Genomic DNA, 234 nt, shown 5'->3' with positions numbered 1-234 from the left:
TTCGGGTCGTAAAACTCTGTCCTCAAGGAAGATAATGACGGTACTTGAGGAGGAAGCCCCGGCTAACTACGTGCCAGCAGCCGCGGTAATACGTAGGGGGCTAGCGGTATCCGGATTTACTGGGCGTAAAGGGTGCGTAGGCGGTCTTTCAAGTCAGGAGTGAAAGGCTACGGCTCAACCGTAGTAAGCTCTTGAAACTGGGAGACTTGAGTGCAGGAGAGGAGAGTGGAATTC

The 234-nt window shown here is 53.4% G+C and carries 1 rRNA gene; it reads left to right on the top strand.

Annotated elements, in window-relative coordinates:
* A 16S ribosomal RNA gene (locus tag KGF42_RS20730) occupies positions 1-234 on the top strand; the annotation flags it as partial.

Source organism: Clostridioides sp. ZZV15-6383 (assembly GCF_020657735.1).
Lineage (GTDB): Bacteria > Bacillota > Clostridia > Peptostreptococcales > Peptostreptococcaceae > Clostridioides > Clostridioides difficile_D.
Note: the sequence above shows the minus strand (reverse complement) of the source record. Positions and strands in the feature narration are given on the sequence as shown.